At 72.2% G+C, this 19230-nt stretch carries 17 protein-coding genes; 5 read left to right on the top strand and 12 right to left on the bottom strand.

Annotated features, from left to right (window positions below; genetic code table 11):
• Positions 1–27 precede the first annotated feature (27 nt).
• Positions 28–885, top strand: coding sequence for an LLM class flavin-dependent oxidoreductase (locus AB0M39_RS31025; RefSeq protein WP_365369540.1), 858 nt, complete (start codon positions 28–30; stop codon positions 883–885).
• Positions 886–1067: 182 nt separating this feature from the next.
• Here the strand turns inward: AB0M39_RS31025 and AB0M39_RS31020 are convergent, their stop codons facing one another.
• Entirely contained in the window at positions 1068–1580 is a 513-nt protein-coding gene (locus AB0M39_RS31020) for a PadR family transcriptional regulator (RefSeq protein WP_365369537.1), read from the bottom strand.
• 75 nt (positions 1581–1655) lie between these two features.
• Between AB0M39_RS31020 and AB0M39_RS31015 the strand changes: the two genes are divergently transcribed.
• A complete protein-coding gene (locus AB0M39_RS31015; protein ID WP_365369535.1) occupies positions 1656–2357 on the top strand; it encodes an isochorismatase family cysteine hydrolase in 702 nt (233 codons plus the stop codon).
• Between the two features lie 648 nt (positions 2358–3005).
• Here AB0M39_RS31015 and AB0M39_RS31010 read toward each other — a convergent pair.
• Both AB0M39_RS31010 and AB0M39_RS31005 read right to left on the bottom strand, forming a co-directional pair.
• On the bottom strand, positions 3006–4310 hold the full coding sequence (locus AB0M39_RS31010) for a cation:proton antiporter (protein WP_365369533.1): 1305 nt from the start codon (positions 4308–4310) through the stop codon (positions 3006–3008).
• 99 nt (positions 4311–4409) lie between these two features.
• On the bottom strand, positions 4410–4931 hold the full coding sequence (locus tag AB0M39_RS31005) for a hypothetical protein (protein WP_365369530.1): 522 nt from the start codon (positions 4929–4931) through the stop codon (positions 4410–4412).
• A gap of 114 nt (positions 4932–5045) precedes the next feature.
• Here AB0M39_RS31005 and AB0M39_RS31000 point away from each other — a divergent pair, with 114 nt between their 5' ends.
• Entirely contained in the window at positions 5046–5507 is a 462-nt protein-coding gene (locus AB0M39_RS31000; protein ID WP_365369527.1) for a MarR family transcriptional regulator, read from the top strand.
• A 70-nt stretch (positions 5508–5577) separates the two neighbouring features.
• On the opposite strand, the gene AB0M39_RS30995 is transcribed toward AB0M39_RS31000, so the two are convergent.
• Together AB0M39_RS30995 and AB0M39_RS30990 are read right to left on the bottom strand one after the other, a co-directional pair.
• Positions 5578–6600, bottom strand: a complete 1023-nt coding sequence (locus AB0M39_RS30995) for a methyltransferase (protein WP_365369524.1) — start codon at positions 6598–6600, stop codon at positions 5578–5580.
• Positions 6601–6614: 14 nt separating this feature from the next.
• Complete coding sequence (locus AB0M39_RS30990) at positions 6615–8234, bottom strand: FAD-dependent monooxygenase (protein WP_365369522.1); 1620 nt, start codon at positions 8232–8234, stop codon at positions 6615–6617.
• A gap of 254 nt (positions 8235–8488) precedes the next feature.
• Here AB0M39_RS30990 and AB0M39_RS30985 point away from each other — a divergent pair, with 254 nt between their 5' ends.
• Entirely contained in the window at positions 8489–9505 is a 1017-nt protein-coding gene (locus AB0M39_RS30985; protein WP_365369519.1) for a methyltransferase, read from the top strand.
• 43 nt (positions 9506–9548) lie between these two features.
• Complete coding sequence (locus AB0M39_RS30980) at positions 9549–11147, top strand: FAD-dependent monooxygenase (protein ID WP_365369516.1); 1599 nt, start codon at positions 9549–9551, stop codon at positions 11145–11147.
• A gap of 567 nt (positions 11148–11714) precedes the next feature.
• Here the strand turns inward: AB0M39_RS30980 and AB0M39_RS30975 are convergent.
• From AB0M39_RS30975 to AB0M39_RS30945, 7 genes are all read right to left on the bottom strand, one after another.
• On the bottom strand, positions 11715–11930 hold the full coding sequence (locus tag AB0M39_RS30975) for a ferredoxin (RefSeq protein WP_365369513.1): 216 nt from the start codon (positions 11928–11930) through the stop codon (positions 11715–11717).
• Between the two features lie 10 nt (positions 11931–11940).
• Complete coding sequence (locus AB0M39_RS30970; RefSeq protein WP_365369510.1) at positions 11941–13143, bottom strand: cytochrome P450; 1203 nt, start codon at positions 13141–13143, stop codon at positions 11941–11943.
• 34 nt (positions 13144–13177) lie between these two features.
• Entirely contained in the window at positions 13178–13846 is a 669-nt protein-coding gene (locus AB0M39_RS30965; protein ID WP_365369507.1) for a TenA family transcriptional regulator, read from the bottom strand.
• 15 nt (positions 13847–13861) lie between these two features.
• On the bottom strand, positions 13862–15703 hold the full coding sequence (gene asnB, locus AB0M39_RS30960) for an asparagine synthase (glutamine-hydrolyzing) (protein ID WP_365369504.1): 1842 nt from the start codon (positions 15701–15703) through the stop codon (positions 13862–13864).
• A complete protein-coding gene (locus tag AB0M39_RS30955; RefSeq protein ID WP_365369501.1) occupies positions 15691–16866 on the bottom strand; it encodes a nucleotide disphospho-sugar-binding domain-containing protein in 1176 nt (391 codons plus the stop codon). The genes asnB and AB0M39_RS30955 overlap by 13 nt, the downstream gene beginning before the upstream one ends.
• Before the next feature lie 143 nt (positions 16867–17009).
• Positions 17010–18608, bottom strand: a complete 1599-nt coding sequence (locus AB0M39_RS30950; protein ID WP_365369499.1) for a multicopper oxidase family protein — start codon at positions 18606–18608, stop codon at positions 17010–17012.
• The gene (locus AB0M39_RS30945) at positions 18605–19087 is read right to left on the bottom strand and encodes a hypothetical protein (RefSeq protein ID WP_365369496.1); all 483 of its coding nucleotides are present in this window, start codon (positions 19085–19087) and stop codon (positions 18605–18607) included. The genes AB0M39_RS30950 and AB0M39_RS30945 overlap by 4 nt, the downstream gene beginning before the upstream one ends.
• Between the last annotated feature and the right edge of the window lie 143 nt (positions 19088–19230).

The following is a 19230-nucleotide window of genomic DNA, read 5'->3' as shown; positions in this document are numbered from 1 at the left end:
GAGACCGCTGAGGAGAAGGAGACCCGCGTGGAGATCGGAGTGGGCCTGCCCACCACAGTGCCGGACATCGACGGGCGCCGGCTCGTCGACTGGGCGCGGCTGGCGGAGAACCACGGGTTCTCCAGCCTCGGCACGCTCGACCGTCTGGTGTACGACAGCTACGAGCCGCTGACCTCGCTCGCCGCCGCCGCTGCGGTGACCGAGCGGATCCGGCTGACCACCTCCATCCTGCTCGCCGCGTACCGCCCCGGCACGCCCCTGCTGGCCAAGCAGCTCGCCACGATCCATGAGATCTCGGGCGGGCGGCTGACGGTCGGGGTGGCCGCGGGCGGTCGCGACGACGACTTCCGGGCCACCGGGGCGCCGTACGGCGACCGGGGCAGGAGGCTCGACGCGATCCTCGCCGAGCTGCGGGAGGTCTGGGCCGGCAAGGGGCCGGTCCCCGGCATCGGGCCGTTCCCCGAGGGCGAGGGGCCCGAGATCATCGTGGGCGGTCACACGCCCGCGGCGATGGCCCGCGCGGCCGCGTTCGCCGACGGCTGGATCGCCGGCGGGAGCTCCGCGACCGCGTACGCCGAACTGGCCTCCCAGGCCCGCCAGGCGTGGCAGGACCGGGGCCGTAGCGGGGCGCCGCGGCTGGTGGCGCTGGTGTACGCGTGCCTGGGCCCGGGGGCTCAGGAGGTCGCCGAGTCGTATCTGCGGGCGTACTACGCCTTCATCGGCCCCAAGGCGGAGATGGCGGCGAAGGCCGTGATCACCGACGAGGGGCGGCTGCGGGAGACGGCCGCGGCCTACCAGGAGGCCGGCTGCGACGAGCTGCTGGTCTTCCCCTGCACCGCCGAGGCGGGGCAGCTGGAGCTGCTGGCGGGGGCGACGCTCGGCTGAGGGGCCGGGCGTCGCGGTGAAGCGGGAGGGTCCGCCGGTCGGCCGGCGGGCCCTCCCGTGCGTGTGCCTGCGGCGTTCGGCCGTCGTCGTGCCGGTGCTCTCGTACGGGGGAGGCGCCGGCCGGGTGCCGGGTGCTGTCGGGTGTCGCCGGGTGTTGGCGGGTGTTGGCGGGTGTTGCTGGGTCAGTCCAGCACCTCGCGCAGCCAGGTCCGTTCCGCGCGGCTGGTGGCGCGGGCGATCGTGAGCATGCCCCGGCGGTACGGATCGTCGGTCTCCTCGGCGCCGAGCGGGCGGTCGCCCTCGTGGAAGAAGCTCGCGGGCTCCTCCAGGAACTCCCGTCGCCGGCGCAGCACCGCGTGCTGGTCGGCGGTGTCGGGGAGCTGGGAGAGGAAGGCGAGGACCGTGAAGTACCGCGTGCTGTCGCTGATCTCCAGGTCGCTCGGCGCCCGGAGCCGGCGCAGCAGCTCGGCGCGGCCGGCCGCGGTCAGGCTCAGGGTGTGCCGCTGGGCGGCCGAGGCGCCCGGCTCGGTCCGCCGGTCCAGCAGCCCGGCCGCGACCAGCCGGCTGATCGCCGGGTAGAGGCTGCCGTCGCTGACCGGGCGGGCGTGGCCGGACAAGTGCGCGATACGGCGGCGCAGTTCGTAGCCGTGCAGGGGCCCGTCGGCGAGGAATCCAAGGATCGAGAGTTCCAGCATGCTGCTACTCTCGCATATCGAAACGAGGTACATCGAACCGAGGTAGTCAGGCAGTCGTCGATGGAGGGGGCAGGGGTGGAGTACACCGAGGAGTGGGTGGCCGCGCGGGCGCGCCAGGCCTATGCGCACGGCCGGGCGACCTTCGAGATGCGGCCCGAGAAGACCGCGCTGCTGGTGATCGACATGCAGGACGAGTTCGTCCGGCCCGGCTGGAGTCCGTACTGGGTGCCCGCGGCCACCCGGATGGCCCCCAGGCTGCGCCGGCTGGTCGAGGACTGCCGGGCCGCGGCGGTCCCGGTGATCTGGACGATCTTCGACGACACGCATCTCGGCCTGGACCGGCCGCACGCCCTGCGCTGCCTTCCGCACTCCGACGCCGACTGGCGCCGGCCGGGCCCCGCGGAGGTGTGGGAGGCGATGGGCGCTCGGGACGACGAGGTCCTGATCCGCAAGCCGTCCTACGGAGCGTTCTACGACACCCCGCTCGACACGGTGCTGCGCAACCTCGGCCGCGACACGGTCGTCGTCACGGGAACGCTCACCAACTACTGCTGTGGCACGACCGCCCGGCAGGCGTACGAACGGGGCTACCAGGTCGTGTTCGGCGCGGACGTCACGGCCACCGACGACGAGGCGCGCCAGGAGCCCGAGCTCGCCGTGCTGCGCAAGGGCTTCGCGCTGGTGCTGACCGCCGAGGAGATCACGGACCGGCTGCGCGTCGCGACCGGCACGGCGGGCCCGGCCTCGGCGGACCGGGGCGGGGCGGAGAGGGTCTGACGCGGTGGGGGGCGCGGGGGAGTTGGGGGTGCCGCGTGTCGCGCCCGATCGCGCTGGGGCCGTCGCGCCGCAGCGTGCGCCGGGCGCCAGGTGCCGGTCTGCGCGGCCGCCGGGCCGCGCGGGTATGGCGGCTGAGGCGGCCGCCGACCCACACGGCGGTCTATAGCGCTCGCGGCTCTATGGCTGCTGCCGCTGCCCTGCGGCGATCCCCAGCGCCCCGAGCAGCACCGCGACCAGCGCCACCGCGACGAGGGCGACGACGTGTCCGCGGGACGACGCGCGCTGGGGGCGACGTACTGAGCCGCACGGTCGCGCTCACCGTGCGGTGGCCGGCGTGGGCGGTCCGAGGGAGCCCGGCTGGTCGCGGGGCAGTCCCCGGGCGGGGGTCTCCCCGCTAGGGGCCCTCGCGCTTACCCCCTCGCCTTGCTCGTCGAGGCGACGGGCCGCTTGCGGGTCGCGTCGTCGTCCCCGGGTCCTTGGCGGCGGGGCAGGCCCCAGTCTGGGGTCTCCCCGCTAGGGGCCCTCGCGCTTAGTCCATCGCCTTGCTCGTCGAGACGACGGGCCGCTTGCGGGTCGCGTCGTCGTCCCCGGGTCCTCGACAGCCGGGCAGGCCCCAGTCTGGGGTCTCCCCGATGGGGGCCGTCGCGTTCAGCCCGTCGTCTTGCTCGTCGAGACGGCGGGCCGCTCGCGGGCCGCGTCGTCGTCCCCCGGGTCGGCGGCGGCGTCGGGGTAGTCTCCGATCGCCTCGGTGCTGCCCGCGCGCCGCTTCAGCAGATGCAGCAGCGGGCCCGCCATCGCGGTGGTCACCAGGGCCATCACGACCATCAGGGAGTACAGCTGCGGGTCGAGCACGCCCAGTTGGAGGCCGATGGTGAGGATGACCAGCTCGGTGAGCCCCCGGGTGTTCATCAGCGTGGCGAGCACCGTGCTCTGCAGCGACGGCACGCCGTTCGCCCTGGCTCCGACGAAGGCGCCGACGAACTTGCCGGAGATGGCTGCCAGCAGGATGAGTCCGAGCTCGCCGAGCCCCTTCATGCCCAGCTGCGACAGATCGACCTTCAGGCCCGCGACCACGAAGAACGCCGGGAGCAGCAGCAGCCGGCTGAGGTGCTCGAACCGGTCGACGACCTGCATGCGGACCAGCTCCGTGGTGCCGCGGGGCATCACCACGCCGAACAGGAACGCGCCGAAGACGAAGTGCACGCCGAGCCATTCGGTCGCCCAGCAGGACAGCATCAGTCCGCCGAGGACGACGATGAGCCGGTCGGCGCTGATCCGCCCGCTGCCGCGGTCGTCGTCGAACAGCCGCCGCAGTCCCGGCTTGACCACGAAGAACATCACCGCCAGATAGACCGGCGCGAGGAGCATCGCCCACTGGTCGCCGCCGCCGGAGACGGTGACCACGACGGCCAGCAGCGACCAGGCGACGATGTCGTCGAAGGCGGCGCTGGCGAGCGCGATCCCGCCGATGCGAGTCCGGCCGAGGCCGGAGTCGGACAGGATTCTGGCGAGCACGGGGAAGGCGGTGACGGCCATCGCCGCACCCAGGAAGAGCACGAACCCGGTCCGGTTCCCCGTCTGGTGGCTGTCGCTCAGATGGAGGGCGAGCAGCACCCCGAGGGTGAACGGCAGCAGGACCGAGCAGAGCGAGACGCTGGCCGCGACCTTCCCCTTGCCGCGCAGCAGGGCCAGGTCCAGCTCGTATCCGACGACGAACATGAACAGGACCAGGCCGAGGTTGGCGAGCGCGGCGAGCAGCGGCCGGACGTCGGCCGGGAAGAGGAAGTCCGCTATGGCGCCGCCGAAGAGCGAGGGGCCCACCAGGATTCCGGCGAGGATCTCGCCGACGACCGGCGGCTGGCCCAGATAGCGCGCGCCGGCGCCGAGGACCCGGCTGAGGACGAGAATGGCCGCGAGGCCGATGAACAGAGCCTGTATCTGATGAGGTGTCATAAGCACGCCCCCTGAGCCTGCGGTGGAGCCGCCCGCCGGAGGGCCCGGCAGGCGGCTGTCCCGAAGCTACGGGGGCGTGCTCAAGACTCTGTTGAAGGATCAGCCCGCATCCCTCGGGGTTCCCTCGCGGACGCTCTCGGGGGTGTGCACGGTCGGCAGGACGCCGTCGCGGTGGGCCGTGCGGCAGTCGTCGACGAACTCCTTGGAGAACATCGCGGTCAGGGTCGCCACGCCGCCGCGGACGATGCGGACCTCGCCGCGCTTGAGGACGCCCGTCAGCCGCAGCCGGCGGCCGCCCGCGGCCGAGTGCCGCTGCAGATCCTTGACCTTGGACCGGCCTACGTACTCCAGCGCGGACTCGTCGACGACCGTGCCGTCCGGCACCAGGATCTTGACGATGGACCGCTCGCCGGCGATCTCGACCTCGAGGTCGCCCTCGGGGATGGCGGCCGACCGCAGGTCCAGCTGGACCGAGCTGCGGCGGGCGGTGACCTGGACGGTGCGGGAGTCGGTCCAGTGGCCCAGTCGCTTCACATTGGTGTAGTACGCCTCGACTCGTGCGGCCTCCGCCGCATTGGCGGCACCGGTCTTGGCCGTGGAGACGGTGTGCTGGGTGTTCATCGCAGTGTTCCTTCCTGGAACCCGGGCAACGACCCGATATTGACTTCTCTTGGCGCTCGACTATCTTGATAGTCAAGCTATCGAGGTTTTTATCTTGAAGGTCGAGTTACTTGGATGTCAAGCGATAACAGGAAGAATCTTCAGCAGGAGCTCGGCATGGAGATCCGCGCGCTCCAGACGGCCGTCGACTCCTTCGACGCGGCCGCCGCCGAACGCCTCGGCGTCAACCGCACCGACCTGCACGCTCTGGACGTCCTCATGCAGCGCGAAAGCGCCGCGCCCAGCGAACTGGGCGCGGCGCTCGGACTCACCACGGGAAGTGTCACGGCCCTGCTGGACCGCCTCGACAAGCTGGGCTACGTCACCCGCTCGCCCGACCCCAAGGACCGGCGCAAGTCGGTGGTGCGGCCGACGCCGGAAGCCGTGCGGGCGGTCGGGGAGCTCTTCGGCCCGCTCGCCGAGGACGGCTTCCGGCAGGTCGCGCGGTACACCGCCGAGCAGCTGGAGCTGCTGCTGGACTTCCTGCGCAGCAGCCGCCGGCTCCAGGAGGAACACCTCGACCGGATCAGGCCCTGACCCACAGGGCCTGATCCGGTCCGGCCGACCGGGCGGGCTGGATCCAGCCCGCAGATCCAGCCCGCCCTCGTCAGTCCTTGCGGGCGACGACCAGGGTGACGTCGTGCCCGAGCGAGGTGTGGTCGACCTCGGCGTAGCCGGCCTCCCGCATCCACTCGGCGCACTGCTCGACCCGGTAGCCCTTGCCGTGCGGCGTCATCAGCTGCAGGTTCAGGCTGCGGATCAGATTGCGCAGATAGCTCTCGTCGTCGTCGACGATCACCGGGTCCCACACCAGGAACGCCCCGCCGGGACGCACCGCGGCGAAGGTGTTCTTCACCAGCTGCCTGCGCTGCTCGTCGTTCCAGTCGACCAGCGCGTGCCCGATCATGAGCACATCGGCCTGCGGCAGCGCGTCGGCGAAGAAGTCCCCGCCGTGGTAGCGGACCCTGCCGGCCATGCCGATGTCCGCCATATGGGTCGTGAAGTCGCCCTCCAGCTGCGGCAGGTCGAAGACGCAGGCGTCCAGGTGCGGATGCGCCTTCGCCAGGCCCGCCAGCACATTGCCGCGGCAGCCGCCGAGTTCGAGGACGGAGGAGTGCTTCTCCCACTCGAACGACTCGACGAGCGCAGGGATCAGCGGTCGGCTGGCGTCCTCCGCCATCCCGACGAGCCCGTCCTTCTTCTCGTCGCTCTCGTACAGCTCGCCGAACATGTCCTCGCCGGTGTACGTGGACGCCTGCGGGGCGCCCGTGCGCAGCGCCTCGCCCAGCCGGTCCCACGCCGGGTACATCACCTGGCCGGCGATCCGCAGAAAGCCGCCCAGATAGCCCTCGTCGCCGGGGACCAGGAACTGCCGCGCCGCACGGGAGTTGCGGAACTCCCCCTCGGGCGACCGCTCCAGGAAGCCCAGCTCGACGAGCGCCGCCAGGAAGTGGTCCGTGCCCCTGGGGTGCAGACCCAGCCGCTTCCTGATGCCCTCCTCGGTGGCCGGCTGCTCGGCCAGCGAGGTGAACAGCCCGATCTCGATGCCCGTCAGCACCAGCCGGGCCGGCTGGAAGGCCATCGCCTGCGCCAGCACGGCGCCGGGATGCACGCTCTCGTCCTGCGTCATCTGAGCCCGCCCTCTCACTGGGCCGCTACGGCGCCGTGCACGCCGGAGGCCTGGGCGAGGACGTCCGCGAGCACGCCCTGCGGGTCCTCGGCGCCGTCCGCGCTGCGCCAGGCGACGAAGGCGTCGGGCCGCACCAGCACCGCGCCGCCCGCGCCCACGCCGTAGACCTCGGCCCAGTCGCGGTCGGTCGGGCTGAGCTCCGCGCCCGCGCCGATGGTGTGGGTACGCAGCGGAATGCCGAGCTTCTCCGCGAGCGGTCCCGCGGCCTCCGCCCACGCGCCGCCGTCGGGGCCCGTCAGCAGCACGAACGAGTCCCAGAACAGGTCGATCGTGGAGATCGTCTCCTCGCCCCGCCGCAGCCAGACGTGCGGCGCCCGGGTGCCCGGCTCGCCCGTCAGCTCCAGGTCGGGGGTGAGCACCTTCGTGCTTTGCGCGCCGATGATCGACGTGGAGCGGTACCGGTAGCCGAGCGTGATGATCACGTCGTCCACGAAGTCGGCCCGGTCCTGCTCGGTCGAGTAGCCGTGCCGGATGCGGTTGCGCACCAGCGCCTGCTCCGACATGGCGGTGCCCAGCGGCCGGCGCTCGGCGTCGTAGGTGTCGAGCAGCTCCTCGGTGCCCCAGCCGTGCTGGACCGCGGCGAGCTTCCAGGACAGGTTGTGCGCGTCGTGGATGCCGGTGTTGGCGCCGAAGCCGCCGGCCGGCGGGTGGACGTGGGCGGCGTCGCCGGCGAGGAAGACCCGCCCGTCCCGGAAGGTCTCCGAGACCAGCTGCGCGCCCTGCCACGGCACCTTGTCCATGATCTCGACGTCGATGTCCTTGCCGGCGGCCCGGCGCACGATGTCGATGCAGCGCTCGTCGGTGTAGTCCTCGGGCTTCTCGCCCTTCTCCGGGAAGTAGATGGGCGCGGCCAGCCACGGGTCGCAGCCGTGCAGCCGGGACAGGCCCATCAGGGTGCCGCCCGCGGAGGCGTAGCACAGGATGAACTTGGTGTCCTTGAGCAGCGTCTCGAGCTCGGGCGCCCGGAAGTAGATGCTCAGGGCGTTGAACACGGTGCCGCGCCCGACCCGCTTGACGCCGAGCGCCTCGCGGATGCGGCTGCCGGCGCCGTCGGCCCCGACGAGGTAGTCGGCGCGGATGGTGAACCGCTTTCCGGTGCCGCCCTCTTCGGCGACGGCGGTGACGCCGTCGGCGTCCTGCTCGAACGAGATCAGCTTCGTGTTGAAGCGGACGTCCGAGCCGTACTCCTTGGCCTTGGCCACCAGCACCTTCTCGTACCGGTCCTGGCCGCAGCCCATCACACGCTCGGGGCTGACCGTCTCGCCGTCGAGCGACGGCGACTCCAGCAGCTCGGCGTTGTCGATGTCGGCGAACGTCTCGACCTTGATGATCCCACCCTCGAAGTAGGCGTGGGAGTCACCCATTTCGAGCGCACGAATGTCCTTGCCGAGTCCCGCCGCGCGGAACAGCTCCATGGTTCGGGCCTGCAGACCCGGAGCGCGGGGGAGCATGGAGGTGCTGTCCCTCTTCTCCAGGAGCATCGTGCGCACTCCACGTCGGCCGCTGAACAGTGCAGTGGACAGGCCGACGGGACCACCACCGACGATCAGCACCGGGATCTTCACGTCATACATGCATATCCCCTCTGGGCAAGCTGGGCTTCCGCCGGGATCCCTCCACGGCACCCAAGATGAGTAACCACGCCCACTAGAGGGGCGCTGGAGACGCGGCGGTGGCCGAGTGGGCAGGCGCCGCCTTGCTCCCGGCCGCCTCGCACTCCCCGGACCCCTGCCCCAGTCCCTCTTGAGGCGACCTCAACCCGTGCCGTGGATTCTCCGCCACACGGCCTGGCGCCTGGCCATGCGCCGTGTTGGAAGGAGTCCTGCGCATGACGCAAACCAGCCCGGATGTCAGCACGCCGGCCGGAATCATCCGGCTGAGCAATGCGTTCTGCGACGCCAAGGCGCTGCTGACCGCAGTCGAACTGGATCTGTTCACGACGCTGCACAAGAGGGGGGCCTCGAGCGAGGAGGAGATCCGCAAGGAGCTCGGACTGCACGGCCGCGGCCTGAGCGACTGGCTGAACCTGCTGACGGCCCTGGGCCTGCTGGAGCGCGCGGACGGCGGCTACCGCAACGCCCAGGGCGCCGACACCTACCTCGTGCGCGGCGAGCGTACCTGGGTGGGCGGCTTCCTCGAGCGCTCCAACCGCAACCTCTACCCGGCCTGGGGCCGACTCGGCGAGGCGCTGCGCACCGGCGAGCAGCAGTCCGGCTCCCACTTCGACGTCGTGGTCGAGAACCCGCACATCCTCAAGCAGTTCGTGCACATGATGGACGCCCTCACCCATGTCGTGGGCCCCGAGCTGGTCGGCAAGTTCGACTGGTCGAAGTCGAAGTCCGTCCTGGACGTCGGCGGCGCCCGCGGCAACCTCTGCTCCATCATCGTGAAGAACCAGCCGCACCTCGAGGGCCATGTCTTCGACCTGCCCCCGATGGCGCCGCTCTTCGAGGAGCACATCGAGAGCTACGGGCTGACCGGCAAGGTCCACTTCCACGGCGGCAGCTTCTTCACCGACCCGCTGCCCGTGAAGGCCGACGTGGTGACCATGGGCCATGTGCTGCACGACTGGGACCGCCAGCAGCGCGGCGACCTGGTGGCCAAGGCCTTCGACGCGGTCAACCCCGGCGGCGCGCTGATCGTCTACGACCGGATGCTCGACGACCAGCCCGACCACGTCGAGAACCTGGTGATCAGCCTCGACATGCTGCTCGTCACCGACGGCGGCTCCGAGTACCCGACCTCCGAGCTTCTCGAGCACGCCAAGAACGCGGGCTTCGCCTCCACCGAGGTCAAGCCGCTCAGCGACTACGACACGGTCGTCATCTGCCGCAAGGCCGGCTGAGCGCGGCGCCGCAAGTGACGACCCGAGGAAAGGAAGTCCGTCCATGAGCAAGACCACTGAGGAGGTCCCGGTCCTCGTCGTCGGAGGCGCCGTGACCGGGCTGTCGACCGCGGTCTTCCTCGGCTGGCACGGGATACGTTCGCTCGTGGTCGAGCGGCACCCCGACACTCTCAGCCACCCGCGCTCGCGCGGCGTCAATCCGCGCACCGTCGAGCTGTACCGGCAGGTCGGCCTGGAGGACCGCATCTGGTCCGAGGCCAGCCTCGCCACGGACTTCAGCAAGCTGCTGATGATCCGCGCCGAGACGCTGGCGGGCCCGGAGATCTTCAGCGGGCCCACCGACCAGCCCGACCCGAGCGGTTCGGTCAGCCCCTGCGAGTGGGCGCCGATCGACCAGGACCGGCTGGAGCACCTGCTGCGCGAGCGTGCCGGGGAGCTGGGCGCCGAGCTCGCCTTCTCCACCGAGCTGGTCTCCTTCGAGCAGGACGAGGACGGCGTCACCGCCGTGCTGAAGGACACCGGCACGGGCGCCGAGCGCACGGTCCGCGCCAAGTACCTGGTGGCGGCCGACGGCAGTCGCAGCCCGATCCGCAGCACGCTCGGCATCGAGACCGACGGCCCCGGCGAGTTCGCGACCACCGTCTCGGTGCTCTTCGAGGCCGACCTGAGCAAGGCGGCCCGCGGCCGTCCGGTCGGCGTCTGCTACCTGGACAAGCCCGCGCCGTCGACCATCCTGTTCGCGCACGACGGCAAGGAGCGCTGGATCTTCGCTACGGGGATGCCGCCGGGGGACACCCTCGACTCCATCACCGAGGAGAAGGCGATCGAGCTGGTCCGGGCCGCGATCGGCGAGCCCGACCTGGAGGTCGGCATCGTCGCGCAGCTGCCCGCCGGCGGGGCGAAGTGGCTGAGCTTCGTCATCGGCGCGCAGGTGGCCCGCGAGTACCGTCAGGGCCGGGTCTTCCTGGTCGGCGACGCGGCCCACCTGGTGCCGCCCACCGGCGGGTTCGGGGCGAGCCTCGGCATCCAGGACGCCAGCAACCTCGCCTGGAAGCTGGCCGCGGTGCTCGACGGCGAGGCGGAGTCCGAGCTGCTCGACACCTACCAGACGGAGCGGCACCCGGTCGCCTGGATGACGCTCCAGCAGGCGCTCGGGATGATGCAGGAGCGCACGGGCGACGAAGGGGAGGGCCAGGACCAGGCGGACGCGTACGCCACCACGGTCTTCGGCTACCGCTACACCCCGGGCCCGCCCGTCTCCCCGCAGCAGCTCAGCGGGGAGCCCGGCACCAGGGCGCCGCATCTGGAGCTGGAGCGCGACGGCGAGACCGTCTCCGTGCTCGACCTGTACGGCCGCACCCCGGTGGTCCTCACCGCCGAGGACGGCCAGGCGTGGGCGGACGCGGCGAAGACCGTCGCCGAGGACCTCGGCGTCGCGATCGCCGCGCACCGCATCGGCGGACCGGGCGCGCAGTACACGGCGGCGGGTCCGGGTCTGGCCAAGGCGTACGGCATCGAGCCGGGCGGCGCGGTGCTGGTGCGCCCGGACGGATTCGTGTCCTGGCGCTCCGAGGGCGCGGCGCCCGACCCGACGGGCGCGCTGAAGACGGCGGTCGCTCAACTGCTGTCCCGCACGGCCTGATTCCCCCGGCACGAGAGCAGGGCCCGGACTCCCTCTTCGGAGGCGCCCGGGCCCTGCGTCGTGCGGTGGGGTGGGTTGGGGTGGGGGACTGGTTGGGGTCCGCGTCCTGCGGCGGGGCTGGGGGCTGGTGGTCTCCCGCGGCCGGGGGACTGGTTGGGCCGAGTCCCGTACGGCTGGCGAGCCGCGTCTCCCGCACGCGGGGAGCCGGTTGCGCCCGGGCGCCCCGAGTCGTCCGCAGCCCGCGATGGTGCCGGCGGGCCGGTGGCCCCCGCGCGGCGGATAGGTTGCGGTCGAGTCCCGTACCGGTCGCAAGCCCGGTGGGCTCCCGTGCCGGGGCCCCCTTGCATCCCCGCGCGCCCGCCCTCACACCCGCAGGGACCGGTCGAAGTCCACCCCCCGCCGCCACCGCACGCGGAGGCCATCCTCCAGGCGTACGCCGAACCCGCCACCCCGGCCGGCAGGAACCCGCCCGCGTAGCCGGCGACCCGTCGCGCCCCCCCGCCGCCCACGCCAAGGGCCCCCGGCCCGGAATGGTTCCCGGTGCCAGGGGCCCTCGCCCGCGGCGTGTCAGGTCGTCGCCGGCGCCTCGCTGTCCTCGTGGACCTTGATGGACTTCGTCGGGCAGCCCCTCGCCGCCCGCCGGATCTCCTCGTACAGCTCCTCCGCCGGCGTCTCGTCCAGGACCTGGACGAGACCGTCCTCGTCCTGGTCGAAGACCCCCGGCACCCGGTACACGCACAGACTGCTCACCGCGCACGTCTCGGAGTTGGCCGTCACCCGCATACCGCTCACCTCACCACTCGACGGGGATCTCGGTGAATCCCTCCATGAACCCGCCCAGCGCACGCGGCAGCTCCTCCGCCGGCGCCGCCAGCCTGATGTTCGGGAACCGGCGCAGCAGCGACTCGGTGGCGACCTGGAGCTCCATCCGGGCCAGCGCCGCGCCCACGCAGTAGTGCAGGCCCGCGCCGAAGGTCATGTGGTGGTTCTCCTTGCGGCGGATGTCCAGCTCGAAGGGGCAGTCGAAGACCTCCGGGTCCATGTTCGCGCCCTCCTCGGAGAGCAGGACGCTGGTGCCCTTCTTGATGACCGTGCCGTCCGAGAGCGGGATGTCGTCGATCGCGTACCGCATGGTCCCCACCGACGAGCCCATGATCTGCGTGCGCAGCAGCTCCTCGACGGTCGACGGCACCAGCGACCAGTCCGCCTGGATCGCCCGTACGAACTCCGGGTGGTGCAGCAGCACCGCCGTGCCGGTGCCGATCTGGCTGGCCGTCGTGACGTATCCGGCGATCAGCAGACCCTGTGTCCAGAAGTGCAGCTCATGCTCGTTGAGCCGGCTGTCGTCCTCGTCGTCGCGGACCCGGATCAGCTCGCTGACCAGGTCGTCGCCCGGGTTGTCCCGCTTGGAGTCGATCAGGTCGCCCAGGTACTTCCACAGGTTCTGCCGGCACTGGCCGACCTCCTCCGGCGACAGCTTGGTCACCGACAGGAAGCCGTCGACGTAGGCGCGGAACTGGTCGCGGTCCTCGGCCGGCACGCCGAGCAGCTTGCAGATCACCATGATCGGCAGCGGGAAGGCCAGCGCCTCGTTCAGCTCGACCGGCTGGGGGCCGGCCTCCATCTCGTCCAGCAGCTGATCGGCGACCTGCTGCACATACGGCCGCAGCGCCTCGATGCGGCGGGCCGTGAACGCCTTGGTGACCAGCGACCGCACCCGGGTGTGCTCCGGCGGGTCCGGGTCGATGTTCGGGTCCATGAACAGGTCGTTGTCCTTGGAGATCCGCGCGCAGTCGGGGCGGGCGATATTGCGCGAGAGGCGCTTGTCGGCGAACAGCGCCCGCACGTCCTTGTAACGGGTCACCAGCGTGGCGACGTCCCCGCTCGGCAGGGTCACCTCCATCGCCGACGACTTGTGCACATTGCGCAGCGCCTCGGGGACCTGCATGGGCGGGGTCCACGCGAACGGGTACCTGGGCGGGGTCTGGGTGCTCACAGCAGTCCCTTCCGATCAGTGTGTATACGGTGTGTCAGAACGGCCAGGACGGCCTGGACCAGGCGGCCTCGGCGAAGGCCCACTCATAGCGAGTGCTGACGCTGAAGTGCTTGACGAACTCGGCCCGCTCGACCGCGCCGAACTCCTCGCCCAGCCGGTCGGCGGTCCCCATGAAGGCCTGCACGGCGTAGCCGTAGCCCTCGCCCGGGTGGTAGACCTCGATCCAGGGCGCGTAGCGCGAGCCGGGCGTGTGCCGCTCCAACAGGTCATTGGAGATTTGGTAGTTGAACCACACCATCGGAAGCAGCGCCCCGAAGCCCGCCGCGAACGACCGCGCGCTCGCCGCCTGGAAGAACGCGCAGTGCGCGTGCGTGGCGGGATCGACCGCGGCCTCGGGGTCCAGCGCCGGCGCGTCCAGCTCGGCCGCCAGCGACCCGTACGCCTCGCGCAGCTTGTCGCGCGCCTCCAGCGTCCCGCTGATCGAGCGCGCGAGCAGCGAAACATGCTCGTCGCTGCGGGCGGCGGCGGCCGTGCGGGCCAGCGCGCGGGAGTAGAAGGGCAGCAGATAGCCGGTGTCCTGCTGGACGAAGTGGGCCAGCGACTCGGCGGGCAGCGACCCGTCCCGCAGCCCCGACCAGAACGGATGCGCCTTGACCTTGTCCAGGATCGGCGCCGCGAGCTCCTTGAGCTCCTCTTGCAGCATGGGCTCTTGCCCCTCTCAGATGTCGAGTCGTACGCGGTAGTGCCGCAGCCACGCGTCCAGTTGGAGCACCATCTCCACGTTCCGCCGCTCGCCCCAGCCGTCCACCGCGATCGGGCGGTCCTCCTTGGCGAGCTCCGTGCAGGCCGGGCCGTCCAGCAGCGGACGCACCGGGCTGGCGGGATCGGCGACCACCTCGTTGAAGCGGCTGCGCAGCACCTCGCCGTAGCGCGGGTCCTGCGTGATCGGGAAGGGGCTCTTGCGCCGCTGGGTCACCGAGGCGGGCAGCAGATCGGCGACGGCGGAGCGCAGCACGCTCTTCTCCCGGCCGTCCGCCGTCTTCATCCCCCACGGGATGTTGTAGACGTACTCCACCAGCCGGTGGTCGCAGTACGGAACGCGCAGCTCCAGGCCGACCGCCATGCTCAGCCGGTCGTCGCGCGAGAGCAGCAGCGGCAGCCAGCGCGACAGATGGGCGTGGCCGACCACGCGCATGGTGTGCTCCTGGTCGGACTCGCCCGGCACGCGCGGGACTTCGGCGACCGTCTCCGCGTACCGCTGGGCCGAGTACCCCGGCACGTCGATCTTCTTCAGGAAGCCGGGGTCGAGCAGCCCGGTGCTCATGCCGTGCGGGGCGACCCGCAGGCCCATCGTGACCCAGGGGAAGTTCGCGGTGTCCACCAGCGTCGGGTCGCGGAAGGACTGGTAGCCGCCGAAGAGCTCGTCGGCGACCTCGCCCATCAGCGCGACCGTGGAGCGCTGGCGCACCGAGCGCAGCAGCAGATACAGCGAGCGGTCCATGTCCGGGATCGGGCGCGGCAGGTCCTGGGCGCGCAGCGCCGCCGCGTCGACCACCGGGTCGGCGAGGTCGGAGGTGCGCAGCACCACCGGCTCGTGGTCCGCGCCGACGTGGCGGGCGACCTCGGCGGCGTACGGCGCGTCCGGGTCCTCGTGCCAGAAGTCCTTGCGGAACCGCTCGGTGTGCCCCTCGAAGTCCACGGCGAAGGTCTTGGGGCGCCGCCCGTCGGCGGCGGCCATCGCCGCGATGGCGCTGGAGTCGACGCCGCCCGAGAGCAGCGTGCACAGCGGGACGTCGGAGACCAGATGGCTGGAGACGGACTCCTGGAGCAGCCCCCGCACGGTGTCCACGGTGGTCGGGAGGTCGTCGGGGTGCTCGTGGTTGGGCAGCGTCCAGTAGCGGGACTCGACGAGCGATCCGTCCCGTGCGACGGCCACATGGCCCGCGGGGACCTCCCGCATGCCGCGGTAGACGGCGTGGCCGGGCGTGGCGATGTACGCCAGCAGCTCGGCGAGGCCCTCCGTGTCGACGGCGCACTCCACCGACGGGTGGGCGAGCAGCGCCTTGGGCTCGGAGCCGAACACCAGGCCGTGGGCGGTCTCGGCGTAGTACAGCGGCTTGATGCCCAGCCGGTCCCGGAACATCGTCAGCCGGCCGGAGCGCGGATCCCACACGGCGCAGGCGAACATGCCCTCCAGCCGCTCGGCGCAGCGCTCGCCCCACTCGAGGTAGGCGCGCAGCACGACCTCGGTGTCGCCGGCGGTGCGGAAGCGGTGGCCGAGCGACTCCAGCTGGGCGCGCAGCCGACGGAAGTTGTAGATCTCGCCGTTGTGCACCAGCACCGCGAGGACGCGGCCGTCCTCCTCGGCGACCATCGGCTGCGGGCTGCCGTCCACGTCGATCACGGCGAGCCTGCGGTGGCCCAGCGCGGCCCGGTCGTCAGCCCACACGGCCTCCGCGTCGGGGCCGCGGTTGGCGAGCTGCGCCACCATGGTCCGCACCGTGGACGTCTCCTCGCGCAGCCCGCGCTGGAAGTCCACCCACCCCGCTATGCCGCACATGCGACCACCCTCGACTCGATCTCGGCGACCAGTTCGGCCGGGGACGGCAGGCCCAGCATCTGCTCGCGCAGCTTGTCCGCGGCGGCGCGGTGCGCGTCGCCGGAGATCAGCTTCCGCGCCTCGGCGCGCAGCCGCTCGGGCGTCGCCTCGTCCCGCGTCAGCACCTCGCCGGCGCCGGTGGCGAGCACCCGGCCCGAGTGGCCGAGGTGGTCGGGCAGCTGCGGTACGAGCAGCAGCGGCACGCCCGCCCGCAGCGACGTCAGCACGGTGCCCGCGCCGCCGTGCGCGACGACCAGGTCGGCGTGGTCGGTCAACAGATGCAGCGGGGTGTCCTCGACGACCCGGACGTCCGGCGCGAGCTCGCCCAGCAGCGGACGCTGCCCGGCGGACACCGCGAGGACGACCTCGGTCTCAGGGCCGGCGAGGGCGTTCGCGACGAGGGGCGCCAAGAAACGCTCGGGCGCCAGCTTCGCCATCGTGTGACCCCAGGTCACCACCACGCGGCGACGTGCGGTCCCCGGCGGGCCGAGCGGGGGACGAGGCGGCCCGCCGGGGCCGTTGAAGGGGACGTACCGCATGGCCAGGCGCGCATGGTCGACCGGTACCTGGAAGTCGTCCGGGCACGGGTCGACGGTCAGCAGGCCGAACGGGTCGAACGCGCCGACGCCGTTGCGCTCGGCGAGCGGCGCGAGGACCTGCGGCAGCAGCGCGCGGGCGCGCCCCATCAGATCGGTTCCGTACAGCAGGCGCACCGCCGGAACGCCCGCCGCCGCGGCCGCGATCGGCCCGGCCAGCGCCGTCGGCTCGAACACCACCGCGTCGGCGCGCCAGTCGCGGGCCAGCCGCGCCAGGTCGTCCGTCATGGAGTCGGCGTGCGCGTAGAACATCTGCATCGCGCGCGGGCCCTTGCCGGTGCGCGGGGCCTGCCCGCCGCCGTCCGCCGGGTCGTTCGCGGCGGGCAGGACGTAGCCCCGCACCATCCCCACGGCGTCGACGTCCGTGCCGACGGACGCGGCGGGCAGACCGGTCCGCGCGGTCTCCTCGCCCAGGGCCGGCTGGCTCGCCACCAGGACGTCGTGGCCCGCGGCCCGGAAAGCCCATGCCAACGGCACCATCGCATACAGATGCGACGGCCAGGCCCAGGTCGTGAACAGTACGCGCATGGCTCGCCCCAACCCCTCTCAGTGCCGGCTGCGGCCCGCCCCCGAGATGCCGGCGGGTCCGCGATGCGCAGACCGTGACGCAGCGGCCTATCGCTGTGGTCGCGCGCCGCTCGAAGCCGACCGGACCGAGGGGCCCGACACCCCTACACGACCTGGAAGTTCGCCATCATGGCCATGTCCTCGTGCTCCAGGTTGTGGCAGTGGAACATGTACCGGCCGCGGTGCCCGCCGAAGCGGGCCAGCACGTCGACCACCTCGTACGGGCGCACGTCCACCGTGTCCTTCCAGCCCGCGTCGCTGTCCAGCGGCGGCTTCCCGCTGCGCGCCAGCACCTGGAAGTGCGCCAGATGCAGATGCACGGGGTGGTGGAAGTCGCTGGTGAAGCGCCAGCGCTCGACAGTGCCCAGCCGGGGCCTGGCCGCGAACTGTGAGGAGCGGAACGGCTTTCCGTTGACCGTCCACATCCGCACGCCGTCGACGCTCTGCTGCCGGAAGTCGAACTGCCGCTCCGCGACGGCCGCGGAGGCGCGCAGCGGCTCGACGTCGGCGAGCCTGGACGGGGCCTTGCTGCCGTCCTTCGCGCGCCGGGCGACCTTGAACCGCATCACCCGCCGGGCGCCGCCCTCGCCCAGTGTGTTGACCAGGGTGACGCTGGTCCCCACCGGGTAGCGCGAGAAGTCGACGATCACCTCGAACCGCTCGGCGGGAGCGATCGGCAGCTCCTCGTGCGAGCGGGGCGCGCCCAGCAGCCCGGCGTCGCTGCCCACCTGCGTGAACGAGGCGCCCTCGCGGGGGCCGGGCTCCAGCGCGAGCCGGTAGCGGCGCGCGTTGGAGGCGTTGAGGAGGCGGAAGCGGTAGCGGGCGGCGTCGACCTCCAAGACGGGCCAGGGCGCGCCGTTGACCAGGATCACATCGCCCATGACGCCCTCCATGTAGGCGTCCTCGACGCCGGGCGCGCCGGTCAGCGACGGGTCGAGGGACGGATAGCGCAGCGCGCCGTCCTCCTCGAAGGCTCGGTCGCAGATCATCAGCGGCACGTCCCGTTCGCCGGAGGGCAGCCCGAGCCGCTCCTCCTCGTCGTCGTGCACGAGCAGCATCCCGGCGAGCCCGCGCCAGACCTGCGGCGCGCTGAAGTCCATCCGGTGGTCGTGGTACCAGAGCGTCGCCGCGGGCTGGTCCAGCGGATACGTGTAGTCCTTCGCGCCCTGCGACAGCGTCCAGTCCGCCGGGGCCACCTGCATCGCCCCGCCGTGGCCGCCGTGGCCGGCGGCGGGGTCGTGGCGGTAGCCCTTGGGCACGACGAGATCGGTCGGATAGCCGTCGGACTCGGGGGCCTGGACGCCGCCGTGGAGGTGGGTGGAGGTGGGCACGGGCAGTTCGTTGCGCACCCTGACGACGATCTGCCGGCCCGAGCGGCCGACGACGGTCGTGCCCGGGAAGGTTCCGTCGTACCCCCAGACCTTGGTCTTGAGGCCGGGCAGGATCTCCACGTCGGCGACCCGCTGCACCAGCTCGTAGCGGTCGACCCCGCCGGCGGCGCCCACCGGCACGGCGGTCTTCGGCACGGGCAGCGGGATCTGGAACGGCTGGGGAAGCTCGGCGGAGCTGGCGAGCAGCTCGCCGGCCACCTCCCGGCCGAGGCTGCCGCAGCCCGCGGCGCCGGCCGCGGCGGCCGCGCCCATCGCGCCGGCCAGCCCCAGCAGCCGCCGCCGGGACAGGGGAGGCCTCCGCTGCGTGCTCATCGGCGGCCGCCGCGGTAGGAGAACGCCCAGTAGGCGAGGGCGGTGGCGCCGGCGGTCAGGGCCACGCCGACGGGGATGTGCAGTTCGAGCGCCCGCGAGAAGCCCCACCCCGACTGCATCTGCACCAGGACCGACAGGAGAAGGGCGACCGGGATCGGCCAGAGGGGGCCGCGACCGGGCCGCCACAGCAGCACGGCGCTGACGACCAGCAGCCAGGACAGGAAGCTGATGGTGTGCGCGTTGATCTCGTGCAGCTCCAGCAGGTCCACCTCGCCGGTGACGAACATCCCGGCCAGCACGGGCTGTACGAGGGTCAGCACCAAGAACGCGGTGATCAGGCAGCGCAGCAGGATCACCGGCCACCGCCGGACCCCGCGCTCGGCGGACGAGCGGCCCGACCGCCGCCGTGAGGACGAGCCCGCCGCTGGGCCGGCGGGCTCTAAGGAGTCCGCGGGGCGGACGTGCGGTGTCTGGCTCATGGGGAACCCTTCCAGGTCGTCGACACCCTCGAAAAGATGCCAGCCGCGACTCGAGTGGAAGTCGAGCGCGGCGAGCGCAGGGCCGCCCTCGGCCGGGCGCCCGGGCGAGCGGCCGGCGGATCGAGCGCGCCGTGCGCCCGCGT

This window comes from Streptomyces sp. NPDC051907, from assembly GCF_040681075.1.
Lineage (GTDB): Bacteria > Actinomycetota > Actinomycetes > Streptomycetales > Streptomycetaceae > Streptomyces.
This window is presented reverse-complemented; position numbering and strand designations above follow the sequence as displayed.

What these genes read in the sequence shown, in the direction of transcription:
- AB0M39_RS31020 (WP_365369537.1), bottom strand. Translation starts at nt 1,580, where the DNA reads ATGCTGGAACTCTCGATCCTTGGATTCCTCGCCGACGGGCCCCTGCAC.
- AB0M39_RS31010 (WP_365369533.1), bottom strand. Translation starts at nt 4,310, where the DNA reads ATGACACCTCATCAGATACAGGCTCTGTTCATCGGCCTCGCGGCCATT.
- AB0M39_RS31005 (WP_365369530.1), bottom strand. Translation starts at nt 4,931, where the DNA reads ATGAACACCCAGCACACCGTCTCCACGGCCAAGACCGGTGCCGCCAAT.
- AB0M39_RS31000 (WP_365369527.1), top strand. Translation starts at nt 5,046, where the DNA reads ATGTCAAGCGATAACAGGAAGAATCTTCAGCAGGAGCTCGGCATGGAG.
- AB0M39_RS30995 (WP_365369524.1), bottom strand. Translation starts at nt 6,600, where the DNA reads ATGACGCAGGACGAGAGCGTGCATCCCGGCGCCGTGCTGGCGCAGGCG.
- AB0M39_RS30990 (WP_365369522.1), bottom strand. Translation starts at nt 8,234, where the DNA reads ATGTATGACGTGAAGATCCCGGTGCTGATCGTCGGTGGTGGTCCCGTC.
- AB0M39_RS30985 (WP_365369519.1), top strand. Translation starts at nt 8,489, where the DNA reads ATGACGCAAACCAGCCCGGATGTCAGCACGCCGGCCGGAATCATCCGG.
- AB0M39_RS30980 (WP_365369516.1), top strand. Translation starts at nt 9,549, where the DNA reads ATGAGCAAGACCACTGAGGAGGTCCCGGTCCTCGTCGTCGGAGGCGCC.
- AB0M39_RS30975 (WP_365369513.1), bottom strand. Translation starts at nt 11,930, where the DNA reads ATGCGGGTGACGGCCAACTCCGAGACGTGCGCGGTGAGCAGTCTGTGC.
- AB0M39_RS30965 (WP_365369507.1), bottom strand. Translation starts at nt 13,846, where the DNA reads ATGCTGCAAGAGGAGCTCAAGGAGCTCGCGGCGCCGATCCTGGACAAG.
- asnB (WP_365369504.1), bottom strand. Translation starts at nt 15,703, where the DNA reads ATGTGCGGCATAGCGGGGTGGGTGGACTTCCAGCGCGGGCTGCGCGAG.
- AB0M39_RS30955 (WP_365369501.1), bottom strand. Translation starts at nt 16,866, where the DNA reads ATGCGCGTACTGTTCACGACCTGGGCCTGGCCGTCGCATCTGTATGCG.
- AB0M39_RS30950 (WP_365369499.1), bottom strand. Translation starts at nt 18,608, where the DNA reads ATGAGCACGCAGCGGAGGCCTCCCCTGTCCCGGCGGCGGCTGCTGGGG.
- AB0M39_RS30945 (WP_365369496.1), bottom strand. Translation starts at nt 19,087, where the DNA reads ATGAGCCAGACACCGCACGTCCGCCCCGCGGACTCCTTAGAGCCCGCC.